General features: G+C 71.6%; 18 protein-coding genes. 6 read left to right on the top strand and 12 right to left on the bottom strand.

Annotation, left to right across the window (positions count from 1 at the left end; genetic code table 11):
* Nucleotides 1-8: 8 nt before the first annotated feature.
* The gene (locus AB0J42_RS05435) at nt 9-3,389 is read right to left on the bottom strand and encodes a BTAD domain-containing putative transcriptional regulator (RefSeq protein WP_364289178.1); all 3,381 of its coding nucleotides are present in this window, start codon (nt 3,387-3,389) and stop codon (nt 9-11) included.
* Between the two features lie 94 nt (nt 3,390-3,483).
* On the opposite strand from AB0J42_RS05435, the gene AB0J42_RS05430 reads away from it, so the two are divergent.
* The 3 genes from AB0J42_RS05430 (at nt 3,484) to AB0J42_RS05420 (ending at nt 7,990) form a co-directional block, all read left to right on the top strand.
* The gene (locus AB0J42_RS05430; protein ID WP_364289176.1) at nt 3,484-4,053 is read left to right on the top strand and encodes a YbhB/YbcL family Raf kinase inhibitor-like protein; all 570 of its coding nucleotides are present in this window, start codon (nt 3,484-3,486) and stop codon (nt 4,051-4,053) included.
* Between the two features lie 183 nt (nt 4,054-4,236).
* Nucleotides 4,237-5,697, top strand: coding sequence for a hypothetical protein (locus AB0J42_RS05425; protein WP_364289174.1), 1,461 nt, complete (start codon nt 4,237-4,239; stop codon nt 5,695-5,697).
* Nucleotides 5,698-5,779: 82 nt separating this feature from the next.
* On the top strand, nt 5,780-7,990 hold the full coding sequence (locus tag AB0J42_RS05420; protein ID WP_364289172.1) for a SulP family inorganic anion transporter: 2,211 nt from the start codon (nt 5,780-5,782) through the stop codon (nt 7,988-7,990).
* Here the strand turns inward: AB0J42_RS05420 and AB0J42_RS05415 are convergent, their stop codons facing one another.
* Nucleotides 7,991-8,893, bottom strand: a complete 903-nt coding sequence (locus AB0J42_RS05415; RefSeq protein ID WP_364289170.1) for a bile acid:sodium symporter family protein — start codon at nt 8,891-8,893, stop codon at nt 7,991-7,993.
* A gap of 68 nt (nt 8,894-8,961) precedes the next feature.
* On the bottom strand, nt 8,962-9,375 hold the full coding sequence (locus tag AB0J42_RS05410) for a TetR/AcrR family transcriptional regulator C-terminal domain-containing protein (protein WP_364289168.1): 414 nt from the start codon (nt 9,373-9,375) through the stop codon (nt 8,962-8,964).
* On the opposite strand from AB0J42_RS05410, the gene AB0J42_RS05405 reads away from it, so the two are divergent.
* The gene (locus tag AB0J42_RS05405; RefSeq protein ID WP_364289166.1) at nt 9,364-9,741 is read left to right on the top strand and encodes a hypothetical protein; all 378 of its coding nucleotides are present in this window, start codon (nt 9,364-9,366) and stop codon (nt 9,739-9,741) included. The genes AB0J42_RS05410 and AB0J42_RS05405 overlap by 12 nt on opposite strands.
* Nucleotides 9,742-9,770: 29 nt before the next feature.
* Here the strand turns inward: AB0J42_RS05405 and AB0J42_RS05400 are convergent, their stop codons facing one another.
* The gene (locus AB0J42_RS05400) at nt 9,771-10,214 is read right to left on the bottom strand and encodes an ATP-binding protein (protein WP_364289164.1); all 444 of its coding nucleotides are present in this window, start codon (nt 10,212-10,214) and stop codon (nt 9,771-9,773) included.
* Between the two features lie 167 nt (nt 10,215-10,381).
* On the opposite strand from AB0J42_RS05400, the gene AB0J42_RS05395 reads away from it, so the two are divergent.
* Nucleotides 10,382-11,689, top strand: a complete 1,308-nt coding sequence (locus AB0J42_RS05395) for a hypothetical protein (protein WP_364289162.1) — start codon at nt 10,382-10,384, stop codon at nt 11,687-11,689.
* A 96-nt stretch (nt 11,690-11,785) separates the two neighbouring features.
* On the opposite strand, the gene AB0J42_RS05390 is transcribed toward AB0J42_RS05395, so the two are convergent.
* From AB0J42_RS05390 to AB0J42_RS05360, 7 genes are read right to left on the bottom strand one after another with little or no spacing between them, the layout of a single operon-like run.
* Nucleotides 11,786-12,121: a hypothetical protein gene (locus tag AB0J42_RS05390; protein ID WP_364289160.1), complete on the bottom strand. Its 336-nt coding sequence runs from the start codon at nt 12,119-12,121 to the stop codon at nt 11,786-11,788.
* A complete protein-coding gene (locus AB0J42_RS05385; RefSeq protein ID WP_364289158.1) occupies nt 12,118-12,645 on the bottom strand; it encodes a hypothetical protein in 528 nt (175 codons plus the stop codon). Before AB0J42_RS05385 ends, AB0J42_RS05390 begins: the two co-directional genes overlap by 4 nt.
* Entirely contained in the window at nt 12,645-13,163 is a 519-nt protein-coding gene (locus tag AB0J42_RS05380; RefSeq protein ID WP_364289156.1) for a DUF5666 domain-containing protein, read from the bottom strand. Before AB0J42_RS05380 ends, AB0J42_RS05385 begins: the two co-directional genes overlap by 1 nt.
* A 20-nt stretch (nt 13,164-13,183) precedes the next feature.
* Entirely contained in the window at nt 13,184-13,726 is a 543-nt protein-coding gene (locus tag AB0J42_RS05375; RefSeq protein ID WP_364289154.1) for a hypothetical protein, read from the bottom strand.
* 18 nt (nt 13,727-13,744) lie between these two features.
* Entirely contained in the window at nt 13,745-13,903 is a 159-nt protein-coding gene (locus AB0J42_RS05370) for a hypothetical protein (protein ID WP_364289152.1), read from the bottom strand.
* Nucleotides 13,904-13,914: 11 nt separating this feature from the next.
* On the bottom strand, nt 13,915-14,415 hold the full coding sequence (locus AB0J42_RS05365; protein WP_364289150.1) for a hypothetical protein: 501 nt from the start codon (nt 14,413-14,415) through the stop codon (nt 13,915-13,917).
* Between the two features lie 28 nt (nt 14,416-14,443).
* Nucleotides 14,444-14,959, bottom strand: coding sequence for a MauE/DoxX family redox-associated membrane protein (locus AB0J42_RS05360; protein WP_364289148.1), 516 nt, complete (start codon nt 14,957-14,959; stop codon nt 14,444-14,446).
* Nucleotides 14,960-15,156: 197 nt separating this feature from the next.
* Here AB0J42_RS05360 and AB0J42_RS05355 point away from each other — a divergent pair, with 197 nt between their 5' ends.
* The gene (locus AB0J42_RS05355) at nt 15,157-15,501 is read left to right on the top strand and encodes a hypothetical protein (RefSeq protein ID WP_364289146.1); all 345 of its coding nucleotides are present in this window, start codon (nt 15,157-15,159) and stop codon (nt 15,499-15,501) included.
* A 152-nt stretch (nt 15,502-15,653) separates the two neighbouring features.
* Here the strand turns inward: AB0J42_RS05355 and AB0J42_RS05350 are convergent, their stop codons facing one another.
* A complete protein-coding gene (locus tag AB0J42_RS05350) occupies nt 15,654-16,331 on the bottom strand; it encodes a sulfotransferase domain-containing protein (RefSeq protein WP_364289144.1) in 678 nt (225 codons plus the stop codon).
* Nucleotides 16,332-17,027: the final 696 nt, after the last annotated feature.

The following is a 17,027-nucleotide window of genomic DNA, read 5'->3' as shown; positions in this document are numbered from 1 at the left end:
GGGATCATTCACACCCGCAGGGCGAGCCCGGCCACCTCGTCCCGGCTCATCCGGCGGCCGCGTCCGTGGTGGCGGTCGAACTCCCGTTCCCCGAGCGCGGCCCTGGCCTCGGCGGTGATCCGTACGTGGTCGTGGTCGACGACCGCGGCCACGCCCCTGATCGTCTCGGCGCCGCCGAGCAGCGCCGCCGCGTCCTGCGGCCGGCCCGCCGCCAGCGCCACGGCGGCGCAGGCGATCACGGCGACGCCGATGAGCTGCGCGTCGCGCCCCTCGGTGGCCTGCTTGAGCGCGAGCGCGAGCAGCCGCCGCGCCTCCGGGAGGTCTCCTTCCTGTACGGCGAGCAGGCCGCGCGAGGAGTTGACCGCCGACACCATCTGGCCGGGCACTCCCCGGGCGGAGTCCATGAGGGTCTGCGCCCGCGCGTAGTGCTCACGGGCCGCGGCCAGGTCGCCGTCGTGACGCCGGAAGTCGCCCAGGACCGCCACCAGGCCCGCCTCGCCGACCTCGTCGCCGATGCCGCTGACCAGCCCGGCGAGCTCGTCGAGCAGCCGCTCGGACTCCTCGCGGCGGCCGAGCAGGTTCAGCCCGAGCGCCATCCGGGCCCGCATGTAGGCGGTGTCCTCGACGCTGCCGAGCTCGTCCAGCAGGTCCAGCGCGTCGTGCATGATCTCCAGGGCGGGTTCGATCTCGCCGCGCAGGAAGTGCACGTCGGCCAGGCAGGCGAGGGCGGTGGCCGTCCCCCAGCGGTCGCCGGCGGCGCGGTAGCCGGCGAGCGCGGCCAGCGCCTCGCGCTCGCCCTCGCCGATCCGCCCGGCCGAGAAGTGTACGAGCGAGAGCAGCAGCTGCCCGGTGGCGGCCGCCCACGGGTCGCTGTGGCGGCACAGCTCCCGCACCCTCGCCTCGTCCCCGGGCCGGCCGCTGCCGTAGAGCACGGTCAGCGCCCCGGCCAGCGCCACGATCGGGTGCGGCGGGGCATCGTCGTCCGGGTGCCGCATCTCGGCCAGCGCCTGCTCGCCCTCGTCCCAGGTCAGCAGCGTGCCGACGCCGTTGAGCACGTACACGGCCAGGCTGAGGGCGCGGGCGGGGCTGTCGACGTCCCGCCCCGCCGCCAGCGCCTCGCGGGCCCGGACGGCGGCCTCGGTCCGGTGCCCGCCGAGCCACCAGTACCAGCCGAGCGCGCCGACGAGCCGCAGCGCCGTCTCGGGGTCGGCGCCGACGGCCCAGCGCAGCGCCGCCGTCAGGTTCTCGTGCTCGGCGGTCAGCTCGGCCAGCCGGTCGAGCTGCGTTCCGGTACGGAGTCCCGGCTCGGCGGCCTCGGCCAGTTCGGTGAAGTAGCGTGCGTGGGCCCGGCGCACCTCCTCCAGCTCGCCCGCCTCGGCCAGGCGTTCGGCGGCGTAGGCGCGGATCGTCTCCAGCATCCGGTAGCGGCCGTCGCCGAACACCACGAACGACTTGTCGACCAGCCTCGACAGCGGGTCCAGCACGTCCCCGTACAGGCGCTCGATCGTGGCGAGCGTGGCGCCGCCCGCGAACACCGACAGGCGGCGGCCGAGCGTCCGCTCCTGCTCGTCCAGCAGGTCCCAGCTCCACTCCACGACCGCGCGGAGCGTCTGGTGGCGGGGCTGCGCGGTGCGGCTGCCGCTGCTGAGCAGGCGGAACCTGCCGGTCAGGCCGCCGAGCCGGGCGGCGATCTCCTCGGCGGTCAGCGACCGCAGCCGGGCCGCGGCCAGCTCGATGGCGAGCGGCATGCCGTCGAGCGCCCGGCAGATCTCGGTGACCGCCTCCACGTCGGCGCCGACCCGGTAGCCGGGGCGGACGGCGGCGGCCCGGTCGGCGAAGAGCCGCACGGCCGGGTAGGCGGCGGCCTCGCCCGCGCCGGCGCCGGCGGGCGGCAGGCCGAGCGGGGGCACGGGCCAGGTGACCTCGCCGGTGATGCCGAGCGGTTCGCGGCTGGTGGCCAGGACGCGGACGTCCGGGCAGTCGGCGAGCAGCCGGTCGGCGACCCGGGCCGCGTGCTCGACGACGTGCTCGCAGTTGTCCAGGACGATGAGGGTCCGCCGGTCGCGCAGCGCGGCCACCAGCCGGTCGAGCGGCCCCCTCGGCGGCGCGGCGCCGCCCCTGGGGGCGAGCAGCGCGTCGCGCATCTCCAGCGCGCTGATCAGGGCCTGCACCACCCCGGCCGCGTCCTGGGCGGTGGCCAGCTCGGCGATCCACACGCCGTCGGGCGTCCCGGGCCCGGCGGACTCGGCGATCTCCAGGGCGAGGCGGGTCTTGCCCGCGCCGCCGGGGCCGACGAGGGTGACCAGGCGGTTCTCCGTCAGCAGGCGGGCGGTGTGGCGCAGGTCCTCCTCCCGGCCGACGAAGCTGGTCAGCCGGGCCCGCAGGTTCCCCCGCCGTCGTTGCGTCCCTTCCGATGACGTCCGGGCCGCCGCGGGGGTGACCGCGTGAAAGCCCTGCGGTGAGCTGGACGATCGCCCTTGCGGACTCACTGCTTCCGGGAGGAACGACGGGGCTGCGGATCCGGGGAAAGCGGAAGAGTTCGCGGAATCGGGAAGAGCAGGCGCACCCGTGGAGTTGGGGCTGTCGGACGGACCGGCGGATTCGGGGAGGGCGGGTGGGGTCGAGGGCTGGGTGGTGGCGCGGAGGATTGACAGGTGGAGGTCCGCCAGGGCGGGTGACGGGTCGGCGCCGAGTTCGTCGCGGAAGGTCCGGCGGGCGTTCTCGTACGCGGCCAGGGCCTCGACTCGCCGGCCCGACTCGTACAGGACCCGCATGCGCAGCTCGTGCAGGCGCTCGCGGAGCGGGTGGGCGGCGAGCAGCCCCGTCAGTTCGTCCGCGAGCCCGGCGAGCCGGCCGAGCAGGAGTTCCGCCTCGATGCGGTCCTCCGCCACCGCCAGCCTGCGGCTTTCCAGCCGGGCCGCGCCGGAGGCGACGAGGTCGCCGGGCAGCCCAGCCAGCGCGGGCCCGCGCCACAGCGCCAGCGCCTCCCGCAACGGCCCGGCCGCCGCGCCCGGATCGCCGGCCGCCAGGGCCGCCTGGCCACGGTCGGCGAGCGCGGTGAAACGGAGCGCGTCCACCTGGTCCGGCCCGACCGCCAGCCGGTAGCCGGAAGGTCCGGCGACGACGAGCGCCCGGTTTTTTCCGAGAGCGGCGCGCAGCCGCGACACGAGCGCCTGGAGGGCGTTGCCCACCCCGGACGGCGCCCGCTCGTCCCAAATTCCGGCGATCAGCCGGTCGACCGGCACGGTGCGGCCCGCGTCCAGAAGCAGCAGGCCAAGCAGGGTGCGGAGGCGTCGCCCGGCGATCTCCACGGGCTCGCCGTCTCGCCGCGCCTCCAGCGGCCCGAGGATGGCGAAGCTCATGCGCGGGTCCGCCGTCGTCCGCTCCATGGCTCCGATTGTCGCGGATTTCCCACGCTTTACCGGCCACCGACCCTTCCGAAACGGTCAGCCCATGCCCGAGACGCGCGTAGCATCATGCGGCATGGGGCTGTGTAACGGCACGAGGCGCGTGCGACGGGCGGCCGTCATGGTGACGGCCGTGGCGTCCGTGCTCGCCGCGTCGGGTTGCGGCGCCATCGTCGGCACGTCCGAGGCGCAGGAGATCGCGAGGATCAACGTCTCGAGCCCGGACCTGCGCGAGGGCCGTCCGCTGCCGCGGCAGTTCTCCTGCCAGGGCACCCAGGGCAGCCCGCCGCTGCGCTGGTCGAGCCGCCCTCTGGAGGAGGCCGAGACCGTCGCGATCGTCGTCGACTCCAACTCCGCCGAGTCGTCGGGGGTCTACTGGGTGCTCTACAACATCCCGGCGACCACGACGGAGCTGGGGCCCAACGCCGCCGAGGACCCGCCCGAGGGTTCCGGCCAGGCGACGGTCACCAGCGGCAAGGCGGGCTACGAACCGCCCTGCGTGGTGAAGGGCGCCTACCGCTTCAGCGTCTACACGTTGCGGGGGAAGGTGGAGGAGGAGCACAGCGACTCCCTGTCCGACGTCCTGAGAAGGATCGCGGACCTCACCATCGCGCGCGGCCGGCTGACGGCGGTGAACATCGAGTGACCCGGGCGACACGATGGGTAGTTGTGGTTACCAATTCTTCACTTAGGGTGTGACAACGCTCATCGGAGTCCGACAGAATCAGATCCAATTGTTAGGTGCTGGTGATCAAAGGGGGCAGATCGCGTCGATGGCCGCGCGATCTCACTGGCACCGAAGGCAGGCCATGGCTTTGAGGGTGGTGCAATGACTGCGGTCGTGGTGAGCTTGGTCGCTGTTGTGCTCCTCGTGGTCGTCGTCGTGGCCATGGGCATGCGTTCGATGAACCGCCGGGAGAGTTCGCTTCCTCCTGAACGGCTGAAGGAGATGGCCGAGAAGGAAGAGAGGACGAAGACTCGCTCGACCGACGAGTTCGCCGCTCACGAGCCCAAACTGACCAAGTTCAGCCCGGACTTCAGCCCGATCGACGAGCCCAAACCCAAACCGGTCCGCACCGGTCAGCGGGGCAAGCGGGGCGTCGACGAGTGGGGCAACCCCCGGTCGGACGAGGACGACGAGCAGTTCTGGGCCAGCATCCGGAGCGACGCCGAGGAGGGCGGCTTCGGCGCGGGCGGCACGGTCGCGGCGCGCAAGGCGTCGTCGAGACCGGCCGAGCGCGAGCAGGAGCCGGTGTCCAGGGACCGTTCCACGGATTCGGCGCGGCCCGCCCCGAGGCGCACCCGTCCCGCGGCCGACCCGAACGCGGCCACCGTGCAGGCGCCGCTGCCGCAGCGTCCGGCCAAGTCGCCGAACCCGGCGCCCGCCGCCGCTTCCGCTTCCGGCCTGGCCGATCTCGTGGAGCCGGTGCAGCAGCGCCCGGCCCCGTCGGCCGCCGAGGTGGCCGAGCAGCGCACGGTGGCGTTCACGACACAGTCGCCGGCCCAGTCCTCGGCACAGACATCGGCCCAGTCGTCCGCACAGACGCCGGCGCAGACCTCTGATGTGATGAGCATCCTGGGCGCGGGCGCCCAGCCCGTGCCGTCGCCCCGCCCCGACCCGCTGACCAGCGGCTCCCTCCCCGCGCAGCCCCAGAGCGGCTCCCGCCCGGCCACGCCCGCCGCGGGCGCCGGTTCCACCCCCGCGGCCAACCCCGCCTCCAGCGGCTCCTTCCCCGCGGTGCCCGCCGCGCCGATCAACGCCGCGCCGACCAGCGACCCGTTCCCCGCCGCGAGCCCGCTCGACCCCTCCTGGCCCGCCCAGCCCGCCGCCTCCACCTCCGGGAGCTGGCCCGCCACCCCGTCGCCCGACATCCTCGACGACCCCGCTCCCACGGCGAGCGGTTCCTGGCCGGCGTTCCAGCAGGACCAGCAGCAGCAGCCGTACCGCTCCTCCTACGAGGTGAGCGCCGGCTGGGCGGTGGCCGACGACTCCGACCCGCTGACCGGGTCCGCCCCGACCGGCTCCGCCGCGGCGCGGCCCGCCCCGGCCTACGACGACATCCTGGCCGCCCCGACCCCGACGCCCGCGCCGGCTCCCACGCCTGCGCCGCCCGCGTACGAGACCGGCGTCTTCACCGCACCGCCCGCCCCTCCGGCACAGCCCGCCTGGCCCGCTCCCCCGGCCGACGCCGGTTACGGCGGCGACACGTACGGCGCGACCGACCCCCGCAAGCGCGGCGGCCGCCGGCGCACCACTCCTGACCAGGAGTTCCCCGACTACTACCGCTGACCCGCGCCGGGCGCGGGGCAGGAATCCGTAAAACCCGACGCGAGCGCCTCGCGGAAAGCGAGGCGCCGCTAGGGTTTTCCGCATGGCCCGCATCACGAAGAGTAGCGTTCTGAGCACGCTCCGCCACGACCTGCCCGCGTCGGTCGTGGTCTTCCTCGTCGCGGTCCCCCTCTCGCTGGGTGTCGCGCTGGCGTCGGGCGCCCCGCTCGCCTCCGGGCTGATCGCCGCCGTGGTGGGCGGGCTGGTCGCGGGCGCGCTGGGCGGCTCGGTCGTCCAGGTGAGCGGCCCGGCGGCGGGGCTGTCGCTCGTGGTGGCGGAGCTGGTGCAGACCTACGGGTGGCGGGCCACCTGCATGATCACTTTACTGGCCGGCGCGGTGCAGCTGCTGCTGGGCCTCTTCCGGGCGGCCAGGGCGGCGCTGGCGGTCTCCCCCGCGGTCGTCCACGGCATGCTGGCCGGGGTGGGCGCGGTGATCGCGCTGTCGCAGCTGCACGTGGTGCTGGGCGGCAGTCCGCAGCGTTCGGCGCTGGCCAGCCTGGTGGAGCTGCCGGGCCAGCTCGCCGAGCTGCACGGTCACAAGATCGCGGTTGGGTTACTGACGATCGCGGTGCTCGCGGTCTGGGTGCGGCTGCCCAAGCCGGTCAGGGCGGTGCCGGCGCCGCTGGCCGCGCTGCTGGCGGCGGCGGTGACGGCGTGGGCGTTCGGCTGGGACGTCACCCGGGTCGACCTGTCCGGCGCGTTCGACGAGTGGGCGTTCCCGGTGCTGCCGCAGGGCGACGGCCATGTGATCGTGGCGGCGGTGCTGCTGGTGGCGCTGCTGGCCGGGGTGGAGTCGCTGCTCTGCTCGGTTGCGGTCGACGGCATGCACACCGGGCCGCGCGCCGACCTGGACCAGGAGCTGACCGGGCAGGGCGTGGCGAACATGGTGTCCGGAGCGCTGGGCGGGCTGCCGCTGGCCGGGGTGATCGTGCGCAGCACCGCGAACGTGCGGGCGGGCGGCCGGACCCGGGCCTCGACGGTGCTGCACGGGGTGTGGGTGCTGGTGTTCGCGATCGGGTTCGGGTGGACGATCCAGCTGATCCCGATGGAGGCGCTGGCGGCGCTGCTGGTCTTCATCGGCGTCCAGATGGTCAACCTGGGCCACGTCCGCAAGGTGCACGGCCACGGCGAGGTGCCGGTCTACCTCGCGACGATGGCGGCGGTGATCCTGCTGGGGCTGGCCGAGGGGGTGCTGTTCGGGCTGGCGCTGGCGGCGCTGATGGCGCTGCGCAGGCTGACCCGGGTGACGGTGCGGACCCGGCGGCACCCCGACGGGCGCCACCACGCGACGATCTGCGGTTCGCTCACGTTCCTCGGGGTGCCGCGGCTGACGCAGGAGCTGCGCGCCATCCCGCCGGGGGTGGCCGTGGACCTGGACCTGAACATCGACTTCATGGACAACGCCGCCTTCGAGGCGATCCACGCCTGGCGGCTGGAGCACGAACGGCTGGGCGGCACGGTCGACATAGACGAGCTGCACGACGAGTGGTACACGATGGCGGCCAGCGGGGTGCGCATGCATCCGGAGAAGACCCCGTCGAGCGTGCCCGACCGGTCGTGGCTGCCGTGGGCGCACCGCCGTCCCCGCACCGCGCACCGGCTGATGGCGCACGCCGAGCCCGCCGAGGCCGACTGTCTCATCACCGAGGGCGCGCGCCAGTTCCACCGGCGCACGGCGCCGCTGGTGCGGCCCATCCTCACCGAGCTGGCCCGCAAGCAGCAGCCCACCCACCTGTTCATCACATGCGCGGACTCGCGGATCGTGCCGAACCTGATCACCGCGAGCGGGCCGGGCGACCTGTTCACCGTGCGCAACATCGGCAACCTGGTGCCGCGCCGCGGCAGCGAGCCACACGACGACTCGATGGGGGCGGCGATCGAGTACGCGACGCAGGTGCTGGGCGTGCACACGATCACGGTGTGCGGCCACTCGGGCTGCGGGGCGATGGCCGGGCTGCTGAGCGGCGGGCTGAAGGCGGGCAGCCTGCCGTCGACGCGGCGCTGGCTGCGCCACGGCAACCACAGCCTGGCCCGGTTCATCGAGACCGCGGGCGACCGGATCGGCGCCGAGGCGCTCGACCTGCTCTGCCAGGTCAACGTGCAGCAGCAGCTGGAGAACCTGCGCACCTACCGCCGGGTCGACGAGCAGGTCCGCTCGGGCCGGCTCAAGCTGGTGGGGCTCTACTTCGACATCGGCTCGGCCCGGGTCCACATGCTGCCGCCGCTGCCGTCCGCGGTCTCGATGAACGCCTGATCAGCCCGCCGCCGCCGGTTCCCGCTCGCCGGGGCCGGCGATGCCGGTACGGCGTCGTACGAGATAGCCGAAGACCAGGGTGGTGCCGAACATCAGCACCCCGTAGACGGCGGGCGGCACCGCCATCGTCGAGTTGGCCAGCAGCGACGGGCTCAGGGCGATGGTGATGGCGAGGGTGCTGTTGTGGATGCCGATCTCCATGCCGGACGCGATGGCCTGCCGCCGCCCGACCTTCAACAGCCGGGGCAGCCAGTAGCCGACGGTCAGGCTGATCACGCTGAACAGCAGCGCCACCAGGCCGACGGCGGCGATGTAGCCGCCCAGCCGCTCCCGTTCCTGGACGATGGCGCCCACGATGACCGCCGCCAGCACCAGCGCCGACATGATCCTGACCGGTCTGTCCATCCGGTCGGCGAAGGTGACGCTGATCCGCCGTACCAGCATGCCGACCGCGACCGGCACCAGCACGATCGCGAAGACCTGCACCACCTTGTCCGCCTGGAGGCCGATGTCCTGCCCGCCGCCCATGAAGTGGGCGAGCGACAGGTTGACCACCACGGGCAGGGTGAAGACGGCGAGCACCGAGTTGACGGCGGTGAGGGTGATGTTCAGCGCGACGTCGCCGCCGAACAGGTGGCTGTAGAGGTTGGCCGTGGTCCCGCCTGGTGAGGCGGCGAGCAGCATCATGCCGACGGCCAGCAGCGGATCCAGCCCGAACAGCACGACCAGCCCGAAACAGAGGGCGGGCAGGACGAGCACCTGCGCGACCAGGGCCACGATCACGGCCTTCGGGCGGGTGGCCACGCGGCCGAAGTCGGCGAGGGTGAGGGAGAGCCCCAGGCCGAACATGATCAGCGCGAGGGCGGCGGGAAGCATGACGGTGGTGAGAACGGACTGCTGCATGGGGGGATCACCGTTCCTCAGGCCTTGAGCGACCGGAGCCCCTGTCTAACAGCCTGCTATGGGACCGATCAATACGCGGGTCCCATTCGTGACCTTCGGTCCTCGGCGAGCAGGGTGAGGCCGTCGAGGAGGGTGCGCAGGCCCAGCTCGAACAGCCGGTCGAGGTCGAGGTCGTAGCCGTCGCGCCGGAACGCGGTCATGAGCCGCGCGAACGCCGGGTAGGCGCCGGTCGCGGCGATCGATCCGAGGGCAAGGGCCTGGGCCTCCATCCACTGCTCCTCCGACAGGCCGGTGTCGGCCTCGGCCAGGGTTTCGCGTTCGAGGTGGACGGCCAGGCCCTGCACGTGGCTGTAGATCACCACCTGGAGGTCGAGCCTGGCCGTCTCGTCCAGGCCGAGCTCTTCCAGGGCGGCGAGCGGCAGCGGGCGGAAGAGCGAGTTGGGCTGGGCGAGCCAGGGGTGGTGGCGGCGATGCCCTCCCACAGGGCGCGCCGCCTGCTCGGCGCGGGCCCGCCAGCCGGGCGGCGGCTCGTCCGGGTAGCCCTGCTCGCCGAAGGCGGCGTCGGCCATGAGAAGGACCAGCTCGTCAACCTCGGCTTCGAGTCCGGCCCCCTCCCCTACGACCACCGCGACCTCGACGCCCAGCGCCGCCTCGTCGCCGGACGGTGCGGCGGGCTGCGCTGGGAGGTGCCGAAACTGCTCGCGGCCGGCCACCTCACCGCTTTCGACCGGTACGAGTCGCGCATGCGTCCTTTCGTCACCCTCAACCAGGCCCTGGCGACCGAGAACCCGGGCGGGCCCCCCTCGGAGGAGTCGGCCGACCGGGCCAAGAACGCCATCACCCTGTAATCCTTCCGGTGATGGATACGGTCCCGCGGTCATCCAGGCGAGCGAGGCAGCGCGAACCAGCTCGCCTTCCCCACCATCCCCGGGCAGGTCGCGAACGTCTGCGGGACGCAGCCGTAGAGCCCGCCCGACAGCTCCGCCACGATCAGGAGCCCTCGGCCGTTCTCGGCCTGAGCATCCGCACCCCTGAGGATCGGGAGAGCCGCCCCCGCGTCGACCACCATGCAGACGACTTCGGCCGAATCGACCCGTACCACCAGCTCATACGGCGGGTCACCGTACAAGACCGCGTTGGTCGCCAGCTCGCTGACCATCAGGACGGCGTCTTCCACGAGATCCCGCCGCAGACCGGCCAGCAGGAGCGCACGCCGGGCGAGGTCACGCGCATCGCCCACCGCCCGGGCGTCGTCGCGAAGCCGCCAGACCGTGCCCTGCCGAGGAGCACGATCCGCTCCCTCGCTCTGCCGAAAGCGCATGGGCTCCAGTAGAGGGCAGGCGTAGGTGGTCGCGGAGGGCGACAATCCGGAGCAGCGGCGGACACCCCCCGTGTCCGTGAGCCTCTTCGGGGTGACCGGGAAGCCGGTGGGAGCGACAATCGAAAAGCAGCAGGGCGCTGCGGCGTCGGCGTGTGCACGGAGGTGAGATGGCGCGAGGAAGCGCGCGGCTTCCCGAGTGGGCCGTGCTGGTCCGTGCGCAGCGGAAAGCCCGCTGCTGGGACGTCCACACGATGGCTCGGCAGTTGCGCCAGGCTGCGGGATCCGAACGGAACAGCCTTCCCGATCATGAGGCGCTCGTACGCTCCATCCGGCGCTGGGAGTCGGGCAAGATCACCGTGCTGAGCGAGCGCTACCGGTTGCTCTACTGCCGCGCGCTGTCGATCGACGAAGCGACCTTGTTCCCTGCGACTCGTGAAGAGTCCGACGCCGAGGATGGTGATCCCACGAACCGCCGAGACGCCCTCAGATTCGCCGCTCTCCTGCCCGCCCTCGCCGGCCTGCCGGAAGACGCCGAACCCCGCGAGTTCACCCGCCACAGCGAGGAGACCGACGTGGGAGCGGCGACGCTTGATCAGATACGGCAGGCCATCGCGGCCTACGGTGCCGATTACGCGACGCGACCCGCCTCGGAGCTCTGGGAACCGGCGCGGCAGGACCGCCGTCACGTCGCCGCCCTGCTCCGGCGGCGTACCACGCTGCGCCAGCGCCGCGATCTCTATGTGGACGCGGCGTGGCTCTCGACCATCCTCGCCTGGCTCGCCCACGACAGCGGCAGGCAACGGACCGCGCTCGCCTACGCCCACGACGCCTGGCGGCACGCCGACGAGGCAGAGCACGCCGAGACGGCTGCGTGGGCCAAGGACGTGGAGGCGACGATCCTGCTCTACGGCGACCGTCCGGCGGAAGCGCTGCATGCGGCGCTGTCCGGCGCGGCCCTCGCACCCGCCGGCAGCCCGGCCGCAGCACGCCTGACCGCTCAGACGATGCGGATCAGCGCCAGGCTCGGCCGGGACCTGGGAACCTTGCGTTCCGCGCCGGTTCATTTGCCTGCTCATCAGGCCGGGCTGTTCTCCGCCGACGTCGCCCGCTTCCACTCCTTCGCCGCCACCTCGTACCTGTGGCTGCGTGATCCACGCGCGGCCGAGACGCACGCCAAGGAAGCACTCGACCTCTACGCCTCCGCGCCCGGCATCTCCCCCACCCGGCGGGCCATCACCCTGCTCGACCTCGCCATCGCCCGCGCGCAACTCCGCGACCTCGACGGCGCGCTCTCCTGCGGCGCTTCTGCCTTGGATCTCTCGCGCCCGGCTTCAGCCGTCACCGATCGGAGCGAGGAGCTGGGCAGGGTCCTGACCGAGAGGTTCCCGCACTCCGTCCAGGTCAGGGAGTGGCGGGACCGAGCGGCAGACCCCGCAGGACGGCGAGATCGTGGACATGGTTCTGGACGGCGGTGATGCCGCGGCGGACGATCGTCGTGGTCGGTGGTCTTGTTTCCCCGGAGCGCGCGGATCACGGTGCGGCGGGGGCGGCCCGCCGCACCGTGTTCTCGATCAGTTGCAGGACCGGTAGTTCACCCTGCAGATGCAGGGGCTGCCGTTCCTGCTGTAGTCGCAGCAGTCGAACCGGGTCAGCGTGCTGCCCAGGTAGGCGCACGTCGTCCAGCACTGCTTGCCGCCGCAGGTGTAGAGCTTGCTGCAGCCGCTCGCGCAGCAACTCGTGGCCGAGCAGCAGCTACAGCCGTTGTAGCCGTAGCAGCCGTTCGGCGGCGCCGCCTCGGCCCGTCCGGGGAACCAGGCGTTGCTGGCGACCCCGACGAGGGTCGCGCCGGCGATGGCGAAGAATCTGTTCCTCGTCAGCCGCGTCTTCTTCACGTGCTCGACGATCATGCGCTCATCCCCTCTGGTACGTCCACTCTCTGCTCCCAGAGCACTTCGAGGTCCTCGGCGCTGTCCGCGCCGCTGCCCGTCGCGAACGCGACCAGGAAGCCGTCCCGCTGGAGGACGACGGTGGGCCACAACGCCATGGGCAGCTCGGCGTCGACGGCCTCGGCCTGCTCTCCGTCGAACGCCTTGACGTGCGGTGGGAGCATCGTGCGCAACTCGGCCGTGGAGTCGCCCGCGATGATCGCCACCGTCTGACGGTCCTGGAACCCGTCCAGGTCGGCCGCGAGGCCGTGACAGGTGCCGCAGGTGCTGGACATGAAGAGCACCAGCGTGTCCTGTGCCGGGTCGGGGATCAGCCGGACCAGGCTGTCGGGGAGCTTCCTGCCGATGATCAGCTGGGCGCTGGGGTCCAGGCCGCGCCCTGTGAGGCGCAGGCGAAGCTCCGCGATTCCCCGCAGGCAGGCCAGGAAGGCCACCGTGAGGACGACGCACGCCGCCACCAGCACGACGGCGAGAACGTTCGCCATCAGGCGGCCTGCCTGAGCCGGCGCATGAAGTGGACGGTCAGCGTGCCGTCCACCCGGTTGTCGAAGCATTCCAGGACGACGCTGTCGCCGGTCTTCAGCGGCTGGGCCAGCGGTTTGGCGGACGGCTCGCTCGCCAGGCCCTCGTAGTGCACCGTGCGCGGGTCGAGCAGGCAGACCTGGCCGCCCACCGTGATGCTGTCGTCGGTCACCCGCGTCACGGTCCCGTGGACGTTGCGGTGCAGGGTGACCGCGACAGGACCGCCCGGGGCGTTCTCGTCGATCACGACGAGGTCGCCGGGCCTGAGCGACCAGCCGTAGGGCAGTTCCTCCGCCTTGGCCGCGACGGGCGCGGCGGCGGTGAGACCGGCCGGGGCGCCGTAACGGCTCACGGTCACGTCCTGGCCGGAACCGCTGACCAGGACGCCCACGGGGGCGTCGGCCGGCGGTAACGGCGAGTTGCCGGACCGGTCCCCGAGAATTCCGGCGAACAGCCCGCGTCTGGTGGTTTCCTCCCTCATTACTGCTTCCTCTCTGTTGGTTACACCATCGGCATGAGCACGGGATAGAGGGCGGCGAGCGCGGCGAACGCCAGCGGGTCGGCGACCATGCGGGCCCGCGCGATCCCGCCGCCGACATAGACGTCCGCCGAGGTGAGCAGCGCGGACAGGCCCACCCGCGTGAGCGCGAACACGCTGTAGCCGGCCGCTCCCAGCACCGGATCGGCCACGACGAAGGCGGACAGCGGGACCACGTACCAGAGCCAGAACCCGATCCGCGTGGTGAAGCCGAGACCGAGCGCGAAGCCGTTGTACGCGGCGGTGCGCCAGTCCTGGTACCCGAGCCAGCGGGTGTCGGTCTCCCGGTCGAGCTGCCAGGGAACCGGACGGAGCGCCGCGCCCACCAGCACGGCCGACACCGCGATCAAGGCGAGCAGAGCCCGGAGGGAGGGCTCCACCGCCGCGCCGAGGAAACCGGCGAAAGCCCCGGCGAGCGCCGCACCTGCCACCGCCGAGAGGACGAGGACGGCACCGGCCACCACCGAGGAACCGAAGCACCCGGACACGCGGGCGCGCGTGATCATAATGATCACATTGGGGCCTCAAGGAAGGGTCTGCTGCGCGACTCCCACGACGAGCGCTGCTATCGCGAGCAGCGCCCAAGGCTGGAGACCCGCGAGATGCCCGGCGATCACGCCCAGCACGGCCGGCGGAAGCGCCAGCGCCGGCCTGAGGCGGGAACCGGTCAGGACGCCGCCCATCGGTCTCCTCCTCATCCGCCCACCGGGGCCGCGCCGTGGGCGGCCTGACGAAGACGGTCCACGTCGCCCGCGTGGCGCAGCACGCCCTTGGCCACCACCAGCCGGTCGGCCACCGCCACGCCGAAGGGACCGGAGCGGACCTTGAACCGCTCTCTCACGGTCGCGGCCGCGTCACCGGAGAGCACGCGGGCGTCCTGCGGCAGCATCCGCGCGAGACCGGCCGACGATCCCGGCATGGTGCCGTCGCTGACCACGCAGGCGAAGACGCCCGGATCCGCGGACTTCGCCACCTCCGCCGCCATCTCGTGGCAGGGTTCGCAGTCTCCGAAGAAGAACAGGACGACGTCGTCCGAGCGCAGGCCGGGAAAGTGCGGGGCGAGCGCGCCCACGGCGAGCCCGTCGGCGGGGGCGGCCCCGCTCACCGCGACCCGGTCCTGGAGAATCGACAACTCGCGCCGTACGACCAGCAGCCCGAGGCCGAGCAGCAGCAACCAGACCGAACAGAGGACCAACAACGCGGTGTTACCCATGACGCCCCAATCACCCGTCGAGCCGGACGCTGAACGGCTTGAGCACGGCCAGCGTGGACAGCAGCAGATACGCGCAGGTGATGACCGTGCCGGCGAGCAGCCCGGACACGCGCTGATCCACGGTGGGAATCGCCGGCGCCGCCGCGAGGAAGGCCGCGACGCCGATCAGGACGAGGTTCCTCGCCACCGTCACCCACGAGGTCGTCTCGCCCGTACCGAAGCAGGCGCACTCCACGCTCTGCCCGGCGAGGACCGACCGCACCACCACCGCGGTGAAGGCGACCAGAAGGACGAGAGCGCTGATCGCGGCCGGGGCGACGACCGGGCTGACCGCGACGGCCACGCCGACGGCGACCTCCAGGGCGCCGAGGAGCCGTCCCAGGCCGGGCCGCACCCGCCGGACGACGCCGAAGCGGACGAGGGCGAGCGCGAGCCCGAACGGTTTCCTGATCTTGGGAACGCCGCTGGCGACGAAAAGAGCGGCGATAATCCCAGAGCCCAGACCCACTAAATCAGCAAGATCCATAGACGTGATCATAAATGGCGGTAATACTGCGGTCAATGAGATCAACTGTCATATCGTTCTCGGCGTCAGTCATGCTGTTAGTGACGCAGACAGCCTGTTCGGCGGGCCCGCCGGAGGCGGTGCCGCCGCCGAGCACGGTCGCCTGGACGACGCCCGTCTCACCGCCCGCGACCCCGTCCTCCGGCGGTGTGCCCTGTGTGGATGTCGACCGGGCCGGGGATGAGGGTGCCTCCGTGGGTGGTGTGCGGGCAGGGCCGTTCGGTGAGAACTTGCGCAGCCAGCGGGGCGGGGTGGCGAAGCTGTGGGTCGCGCAGGATCCCGTCAAGGGGCATCTGGACGCGCTGATCCGGGTTGAGCACGTCGAGTCCCGGACGGTCGCGTACTACGTGCGGGACGCGGCGGCGACGGCTGCTGTGGTGAACGACGACGGGTCACTTGGGGACCGGATCTATCCGGGGTCGATTCTGCTGCCGCGTGAAGGGCGGGTGCGGATCACGGTGAGCATCGGTGACGCGTCCGGGTGCTTCGTTCATACGTTGTAGAGGGCTTTCTCGGAACAGGCCCGCCGTCGTCTGTGTGGAGCTCCTGTCTCATGTGGTCGCTTGTGGGCGTACGAACGTCCTGTCGTCAAGAACGTGGTCAGGAGTGTTGCCAGATCATGGCTTGCTGGTGTGATTGGGGAAAGGGCTCGGCTTCACGAGTAGCGTGAATATCCCAGCAGTTCCATCGCCGTGACGTTGTCGGGGCGGGACCAGAAGAGCTGGTGCAGGTCCTCTGGGAGTTCGTCCGTGTGTGTGCCTGGGTGTCCTCTTCGGAAGAAGTCGCCGTCGAGTTGGTGGAGTTCTGCGAAGGTGGGGATTCGGGCATCGGGCAGTGGCTGTAGCTCCGGCGCCAGTGTGGCCAGCGTCCGCTCGACCGTGCGTCGCGGCTCGCCGATCAGGTCCTCATAGCGGAGCACGATGCGATGGGGCGCGGGTGGGCGTAGCCAGCTCAGGACGTTCCGGCCCCAGTTGCCTGTGCCTATCTCGTCGCGGCGGTTGATGATCGTGCGGAGCTCGGTCTCGAAGTCGGTCGCACCCGTCAGGTGGGCCCAGGAGACTATCGAGTCACGGCCGTCTCGGACGAGGCAGATCGCACGGTCCTCTTCCCAGGTTCGCTGGCGGTCGGTCTTGATGAAATGCAGCTTCTCGGAGGCACGCATCTCCTCGATCGACGCCGGGCGCTCCTCGTAGCCAACCACCTCAGGACCGAGCCGGGCGGCCACGCCGTCGACGTCGTAGACGGTGGAGGTGTGTACGCCGTACAGCTGGTTGAGGAGGATGCGGAGGAAGGTGTTGCCGGATCGGGGGAAGGAAGCGACCCAGATGATCACGGCTTCAACAGTAACGTCCTCCTGCGTTACTTGTCCTGCGCGACATCTGCGCCGAAGAACCTGGGTGAAGACGTCGAAGCCCTGACACGGCATTGGTGGCAATGATTCGCGCCGGGGCTTCGCTTTTGTCAGGGTTCGAGGTCATCACCCTGATCGTCTCCACGGTGCCCGCGTCGCTGTCGGCGAGAGATGTCCCGTGCTGCCACCGCGATAACAGCGACGGACGCGAGTATCGAGGCGAAGTGCTCCAAGAAGTCGGTGATCGTCACCGCAGTCTCCCTACCAGCCCTTTGCCTGGATGAGCTGGTAGACCAAGGAGGGTTTCCAGCACATCCAGGGCATGCCTGAAAATGTGCTGGAGGTCTCTCCCGGCCCCATGCGCGTGCGCGATGACGCCCGGCAGCCCCGGGTGACTCGCACAATCGCACTGAGCAGGCGGTGTGCAGGCACCTTTAGTGACGAGACTGTCGCGAAGGGATACTCCCCTCCATCGACTTCAACAGCACATCGCCGTTGAGTGGCGTGCGCGATCAGTTTTCGTAACCCTGGAGATGGGACGTTGTTCCGCGGAGTCAGCTTGCCGAGCCTCGAATGTCAGTGCTGTCAACGACGGCCGAATTCTGACCCCCTGACGACGGTTGAATCTTGACCCCCTGATGTTGTCGTTGACTACTGTTCGTGCTCGGATCGGGCCGG

Source organism: Nonomuraea sp. NPDC049649 (genome assembly GCF_040675175.1).
In the GTDB taxonomy this organism is placed as follows: Bacteria; Actinomycetota; Actinomycetes; order Streptosporangiales; family Streptosporangiaceae; genus Nonomuraea.
The sequence above is the reverse complement of the archived record's forward strand: the minus strand, read 5'-3'. Positions and strand labels throughout refer to the sequence as shown.

Coding starts and splice junctions, on each gene's coding strand:
- AB0J42_RS05360 (WP_364289148.1), bottom strand. CDS start 14,959: ATGGATCTTGCTGATTTAGTGGGTCTGGGCTCTGGGATTATCGCCGCT.
- AB0J42_RS05435 (WP_364289178.1), bottom strand. CDS start 3,389: ATGGAGCGGACGACGGCGGACCCGCGCATGAGCTTCGCCATCCTCGGG.
- AB0J42_RS05430 (WP_364289176.1), top strand. CDS start 3,484: ATGGGGCTGTGTAACGGCACGAGGCGCGTGCGACGGGCGGCCGTCATG.
- AB0J42_RS05420 (WP_364289172.1), top strand. CDS start 5,780: ATGGCCCGCATCACGAAGAGTAGCGTTCTGAGCACGCTCCGCCACGAC.
- AB0J42_RS05385 (WP_364289158.1), bottom strand. CDS start 12,645: ATGGCGAACGTTCTCGCCGTCGTGCTGGTGGCGGCGTGCGTCGTCCTC.
- AB0J42_RS05390 (WP_364289160.1), bottom strand. CDS start 12,121: ATGATCGTCGAGCACGTGAAGAAGACGCGGCTGACGAGGAACAGATTC.
- AB0J42_RS05395 (WP_364289162.1), top strand. CDS start 10,382: ATGGCGCGAGGAAGCGCGCGGCTTCCCGAGTGGGCCGTGCTGGTCCGT.
- AB0J42_RS05375 (WP_364289154.1), bottom strand. CDS start 13,726: ATGATCACGCGCGCCCGCGTGTCCGGGTGCTTCGGTTCCTCGGTGGTG.
- AB0J42_RS05380 (WP_364289156.1), bottom strand. CDS start 13,163: ATGAGGGAGGAAACCACCAGACGCGGGCTGTTCGCCGGAATTCTCGGG.
- AB0J42_RS05425 (WP_364289174.1), top strand. CDS start 4,237: ATGACTGCGGTCGTGGTGAGCTTGGTCGCTGTTGTGCTCCTCGTGGTC.
- AB0J42_RS05400 (WP_364289164.1), bottom strand. CDS start 10,214: ATGCGCTTTCGGCAGAGCGAGGGAGCGGATCGTGCTCCTCGGCAGGGC.
- AB0J42_RS05415 (WP_364289170.1), bottom strand. CDS start 8,893: ATGCAGCAGTCCGTTCTCACCACCGTCATGCTTCCCGCCGCCCTCGCG.
- AB0J42_RS05405 (WP_364289166.1), top strand. CDS start 9,364: ATGCCCTCCCACAGGGCGCGCCGCCTGCTCGGCGCGGGCCCGCCAGCC.
- AB0J42_RS05370 (WP_364289152.1), bottom strand. CDS start 13,903: ATGGGCGGCGTCCTGACCGGTTCCCGCCTCAGGCCGGCGCTGGCGCTT.